The 5,480-nt window shown below is 72.1% G+C and carries 7 protein-coding genes; 3 read left to right on the top strand and 4 right to left on the bottom strand.

Annotation, left to right across the window (positions count from 1 at the left end):
* Window positions 1–450: 450 nt before the first annotated feature.
* Together ACGFYQ_RS42025 and ACGFYQ_RS42020 are read right to left on the bottom strand one after the other, a co-directional pair.
* Entirely contained in the window at window positions 451–1,053 is a 603-nt protein-coding gene (locus ACGFYQ_RS42025; protein WP_393752633.1) for a TIGR03086 family metal-binding protein, read from the bottom strand.
* Window positions 1,054–1,209: 156 nt separating this feature from the next.
* On the bottom strand, window positions 1,210–1,830 hold the full coding sequence (locus ACGFYQ_RS42020) for a CGNR zinc finger domain-containing protein (RefSeq protein ID WP_393752631.1): 621 nt from the start codon (window positions 1,828–1,830) through the stop codon (window positions 1,210–1,212).
* An 88-nt stretch (window positions 1,831–1,918) separates the two neighbouring features.
* Between ACGFYQ_RS42020 and ACGFYQ_RS42015 the strand changes: the two genes are divergently transcribed.
* Window positions 1,919–2,710 (top strand): MBL fold metallo-hydrolase, encoded by a 792-nt coding sequence (locus ACGFYQ_RS42015; protein ID WP_393752629.1) that lies wholly within the window; start codon window positions 1,919–1,921, stop codon window positions 2,708–2,710.
* A gap of 166 nt (window positions 2,711–2,876) precedes the next feature.
* Here the strand turns inward: ACGFYQ_RS42015 and ACGFYQ_RS42010 are convergent, their stop codons facing one another.
* Window positions 2,877–3,935, bottom strand: coding sequence for a hypothetical protein (locus ACGFYQ_RS42010; RefSeq protein ID WP_393752627.1), 1,059 nt, complete (start codon window positions 3,933–3,935; stop codon window positions 2,877–2,879).
* 199 nt (window positions 3,936–4,134) lie between these two features.
* Here ACGFYQ_RS42010 and ACGFYQ_RS42005 point away from each other — a divergent pair, with 199 nt between their 5' ends.
* Complete coding sequence (locus ACGFYQ_RS42005; RefSeq protein WP_393752625.1) at window positions 4,135–4,365, top strand: hypothetical protein; 231 nt, start codon at window positions 4,135–4,137, stop codon at window positions 4,363–4,365.
* A 134-nt stretch (window positions 4,366–4,499) separates the two neighbouring features.
* Window positions 4,500–4,679 (top strand): hypothetical protein, encoded by a 180-nt coding sequence (locus ACGFYQ_RS42000; RefSeq protein ID WP_393752623.1) that lies wholly within the window; start codon window positions 4,500–4,502, stop codon window positions 4,677–4,679.
* Between the two features lie 16 nt (window positions 4,680–4,695).
* Here the strand turns inward: ACGFYQ_RS42000 and ACGFYQ_RS41995 are convergent, their stop codons facing one another.
* Window positions 4,696–5,463, bottom strand: coding sequence for a helix-turn-helix domain-containing protein (locus ACGFYQ_RS41995; protein ID WP_393752635.1), 768 nt, complete (start codon window positions 5,461–5,463; stop codon window positions 4,696–4,698).
* Window positions 5,464–5,480 lie beyond the last annotated feature (17 nt).

The raw sequence follows: 5,480 nt of genomic DNA, 5'->3' as shown, positions 1-5,480 counted from the left end.
ATACGCCAGACGACTCCCGCAGTGGCAACAAACCGCAGGCAGATGCCACGGCGTCGTTCGGGGCGCGGCGGCCGGGGCGTGACTTGTGGCATCACCGGCGGGAAGAAGACCCGGTCCGCCGCCATCGGCACAGCACACCGGCAGGGCCACTCGCCTCGTCGAAGGCCGTGAGGGTGGTCAGGGCGGGCAGGCTGATCCAGCGGTTCGCCAACGGCCGCGCTGCTTGGAGGATCTGCCGTTCCAAGGTGGTCGGTCCGGCCTCGGGGGCAAGAGCCAGGCTCGGACGGGGGCATGGCGAGGGCCCGACGGTGCGTGAGCCGGGTGGGGTACTGCGGGCCGGCGTGGTGGCAGGCACGAGCGGGCCGGGTCCGGCTTGTCCAGTCGGCTGTCATGGACGCAGGTGCCTGCGGCTATATGGCCGGCCGGGGTTCGCTCCGGATGGACAGCACGTCACGGGGACGTCGGACGCGTCCAGCCCGGATCGCGTCCGCTCAGCCCGACTGCCCGGTCCAGCAGCGGGGCGTCGTTCGGTACGGGCACGACAGCGCCGAAGATGCCCCCGCCGCGGCTCTCGTCCTCGGCGGCCGCCAGCAGGAACGAGTGCGAGGCGTGCAGCGCGGCCTGATCGGGTGCGTACTCCTGGCCGGTGGCCCGGGCCAGGTCCCAGCCGTGGATCACCAGTTCGTCGACAGCCACCGCGCCCGCGATCTCGCCGGGTAGGTCCACGCCGCCCGCGCGGGTCATGCCGGTCCAGGCGGCCGGATCCCTCCAGGCTTCGGCCAGTTCGCCGAGGACCCGGGGCAGTTCCTCGCGCCAGCCGGCGGGCAGGGAGGGCGCGGATGCGTCGGGGGCCGTGTCCGTCGTGGGGCCCAGGTCCTTGCGGGCGGCGTCGCGGAAGGCGGCGGCGAGGCCCGCGATGTGCCCCAGCAGGTTGCTGACCGCGTACTCGGGGCAGGGTGTCGGGTCGGCGAGCCGGGCGTCCGGGACGCCCGCCGCGAGACGGGCCACGATGCGGGTTTGTGGTCCGAGGTCGAGAGTCGTCGTATCGGTCATCTGCCGCACCTCCGGGACGATGGGTCTGAAGGGTAGACCGGCGGCGCAGCCCGAACTCATCGCAACACGGGCCGGGGACCTCGCAGGTGTCGGTGTCGGGATCGTGCTCTTCTGCGTCGTGGCAGGAGTCCGGATTGCTCGCGTAGAGGTCGACGATCACCCCGCAGATCGGGTTGGGGGAGAGGCTTCGGTCTGGGTGCGTCGGGCGTAGGCGCGGGCGGCTCGGGCGCGGTCGCCGCAGCGGATCGAGCACCAGTGGCGGCGGCCGTGGCGCAGCAGGAAGCGGTTGCAGGGGGTGGAGCCGCAGGCGGTGAGGCGTTCGGCGTCCGGGCCGGTGAGCAGGTCGGCGGCGTCGTCGGCGAGGACCGCGAGGGCGTGTTCGACGATCTGGGCGGTGGGGTGGGAGGCGGCTCGATACGGGCCGTGGGTGAGGTCCCAGTGCAGCAGGGAGGCTGCGGGAGCACGGGTGAGCGCGTCATTGACGGCGGCGAGGGCCCCGGGCAGGGCCGGGAAGCCGCCGACCCGGGAGGCGAGCAGTGATCTGACCTGTTCGCGCAGCGACCGCAGCTGTGCGGCGCACGTCTCCTGCAGTTCCACGTCGGCCGGGGCGAGATCGCGCTCGATCAGCCACTGGTTGGCGGTGGTGGGGGTGCCGAGGAGGTCGGTGAACTGGCCGCCGGGCAGGGCGATGGCGCTGTTGGCGAAGTCGAGTGCGGGGTGCTGCTCCGCGCCGGGTGCGGGTGGCAGGACGGGCTCAGCGGTCACGATCTCCTTCATGGGTCTCATGTTATGGGTTGCGTCCATCCGTGAGAAGTCTGTAGCGTCCTTCACGGATAGACCGCTTCCCATCCGTGAGGTTGTTTTCATGGCGAACTCCAGCACGCCCAGTGAGCAGATCCCCGTCCGCGTCTTCGGCGGTCCGACCGCCCTCTTCACGTACGGAGGCCTGCGATTCCTGACCGACCCCACCTTCGACGCTCCCGGCGACTACCGGGCAGCGGGCGGCCCCCTCCTGGCCAAGACCGCGCCTTCCTCCGGCAGCCCTGCCGAGCTCGGCCGCATCGACGTGGTTCTGCTCTCGCACGACGAGCACGCCGACAATCTCGACAACTCCGGCCGGGCACTCCTCGCCGACGTGCCCCTCACCCTCACCACCCCCGGCGGCGGGCAGCGCCTGGGGGACAGGGCCAAGGGACTGGCCGACTGGGAGGCGATCGAGCTCGACCGGCCCGGCGGCGGCACGATCACCGTGACGGGCGTGCCCGCCATCCACGGTCCCGGGAAGCGCGAAGAGGTCGAACCGATCACCGGCCAGGTCGTCGGCTTCGTCCTGACCGGGGACGGCCTGCCCACGGTCTACGTCAGCGGCGACAACGCCTCGCTCGATCTGGTCCGGCAGATAGCCGGGCGCTTCGGCCCGGTGGACACCGCCGTCCTCTTCGCCGGCGCCCCTCGCTTCCCCGTCGTCTTCGACGGCGCGCTCATCGTGCTCGACAGCGCCCAGGCCGCCGAAGCCGCCGAGATCCTCGGCGCCCGCCGGGTGGTTCCCGTCCACTACGACAGTTGGGCCCACTTCACGGAGGGCCGTGACGACCTGGTGGCCGCTTTCACCGCCGCCGGGTTGGCCGACCGCCTGGACCTGGGCGACCAGGGCTGACCGGACCAGGACACCGGGGCGTGCCGGCGCGTGCGGGGGCCGGAGCCGGGCCGCCGGCGATCCGGACTTTGGGGCGCTCACGCCATCGGGTAGTAGCGCCGGGCCAACAGGTCGTCGTACTCGGCCTGCTGCCGGCGGTGCTTCGACAGGGGCGAGGGGCTCGTGTTCACGGGGTACAGGGGTCGGCTTTGCTTGGGGATGGTGAAGGGGTCGGCGTCGGCGAGGTACTGGGTGTTGGGGTGGGGCTCGGTGTCGGTGCGGTGCTCGGTGGGGTGCTCGGTGGGGTGCTCGGTGGGGGAGAGCTGTCTGTCGAAGGGCTGGAGGAGGGGAACCCGAAGATCCGGAGGTTGGTGATGATGGCCGCGGGTTGGCGGGCGAACGCCGCCTGCTGCATGGTTCCGCGGCCTTGGCGGCCGGCTCGGGGAACGAGATGGTCGGCCGCCTGGGACTGACCCGGCCGGCAGGTGCCGGATGTCCCGATGAGGGAGTCCGCCGTCAGGATCGCGGCCAGCGCCAGCCCGGCGACCGCGGTCGCCGCGGCCGGCGGACGTAGCGCGGGGCGCAGCACAAGGTCTTTCCCCCGCTGCCACAACTTCCCGGCAGAGCCGGCGGTGCGCGTCAGGGGGTGCGAGTCTGCCCCTTCGCCTGGGGGCGATCCATGGGCTTGGGCCGCCGTCCGGCGGGCGCGGTGCAGGAGCTCGTCGGCGTCGTGCCGGGCCTGGGCGCGTACGCGTGCGGCTTCGGCTTCCGCGCTCGTGCGGATGCGGTCGGCTTCCGCACGGGCGACCTCGCGGACGGTTTCGGCTTCCTGAGCGGCGTCGTCCAGGGTCTGCCGCACGGTGGCGCGGAAGCGCTTGTTCGCGGGCTGGGCCTGGCGCTGGAGCAGTTTCACGTCCTGCCAGCGGCCGCGCCAGTCCTCCGCGAGTGCGGGGTCGGCCCGGAACCCGGCGGCTGCGGGCGGATCCGGGTCCCTGGGGGTGGTGACGACCCGGACGAATTCGAGCAGTGCCTCCAGGGAGGTGAACCGCTTGCCGGCCAGCATCTCGTTGAGGCCGGCCTTGGTCAGCCTCGGCCTCACCGACGCACTGGCCATGGTCGCGTAGGTCGGTGCGCCGTGGGCGATGTGAAGCCGGTTCAGCTCCTCCGTGAACTCGCGCAGCGCGTCCTCGAACGCGGCGATGGCGGTGGCGTCGTGCGGCTCGATCCCGGGATCTTCGTGTGTCACCGGATCACCCCCCTTGTCCGGAAACCAACGCTAGAGGGCCCGGAGCCGTACGTATGCGGAATCCGCCGAACGTTGCTGAACGCCCGGCGGCGTTCGAGGTCAGGCGGAATTTCCCCGCACGGTGACCGACGCCGTCCGGGTCCATGCGGGGCCGTACGGATCACTAGGAACCTGCCCTGACGGCCGCTCTCCTGGAGACATGACCCACATCGACGCGACATCCCGGACACCCGACCCCGTACCGCCTTCCACTCACCCGGAACCGGCCGCACCCCCCGAGCCGGACCGGCACGGGAACCGCGACAGCTTCGTGCTGATCGCCCTCCTCGGCACCTGCGCAGGCATCTACCTCGCCGTCGGGGACGCCGGCTTCGCGGGCGTCATCAGCGCCGTCGCCGGCCTCTACGGCACGTGGCGCATGCGCCGCTGAACCACGCACACGGCGAGGGACCTCCAGGCGAGACCCCGGCACCGCGGGCCACCGAGATGCCCGTGCGCCGGGGCACGCGGGATTTACGTGTGACCGAGGGGCGAGGCCCCGGGCGGGTGTGGTGCTGCACTGATGTGCGAACTGCGTCCGGGGCCTGTCGGACGGGGCCGAGGCGCAACCGCGAGGACCTCGGCCACGACCTCCTCGGCAACACCCTGGCCGCGGCCCTCATCACCGGGCTCGGATACACAGCCAAGAAGATCCGGGCCAAGGTCCGCAACCGGAACGGCAACACTGACCGCCCGGCCCCGTAGAACAACTGGCCGACCGTCAGGCCTGGCCGGGAATGCGCTCGTCGCGCGCCGTCCCGGCCGGGACTGAGGTCGGTCCGGTTTTCGTGTGGAGGATCTCGCGGGCCTGCTCCGCGGCGCGGGCGATGCTCTCGGAGACGAAGTCGAGGAAGCGGGCGACGTTCTCCAGGCGGGCGGCGGCCGGGGTGTCGGGGCCGAGGACGCCGACGCCCTGCCGTGCGATCTCGACGATCTGGGCAGTGGACCGGGCGCTGGCGATCATCGACTGGTACCAGATGTCGTCGTCGACGACATAGCGCTCGCGGCGGCGTTCGTCGCGTTCCCGGCGGACGAAGCCCTGGCTCTCGAGGAACTTGATCGCTTTGGAGATGGACGCCGGGCTGACCTGGAGGCGCTGGACGAGGTCGGACGCGGTGAGGCTGCCGGTGTCGGTGAGGGTGAGGCAGGCCATCACCCGGGACATCATCGTGGGCATGCCCGAACCCATGAGGACGGTGGTGAACGTCTCCTCGTACTCGCGCACGGCCTCGGCGTCCCGTCCGTAGGCCTGCGCGGGCGCCTCCGCCCCCTGGGGCGCGGCCTGCCTGCGCCGGTGGGCGCGGCGTTCGGTGGCGCGGTGGGCCAGGTCGGCGCGGTAGGCGGTGGGGCCGCCGTTGCGCATCACCTCACGCGTGATGGTCGAGGTCGGGCGGTCGAGACGTCTGGCGATCTCCGCGTAGGCGAGGCCGTCGGCCAGTCCCAGCGCGATCTGCTGACGTTCCTGCTGGGTGAGTCTGCCTCCCGGCATCGCGGTCTCCTTCGTGG

Source organism: Streptomyces sp. NPDC048258 (assembly GCF_043201995.1).
Classification (GTDB): domain Bacteria; phylum Actinomycetota; class Actinomycetes; order Streptomycetales; family Streptomycetaceae; genus Streptomyces.
This window is presented reverse-complemented; position numbering and strand designations above follow the sequence as displayed.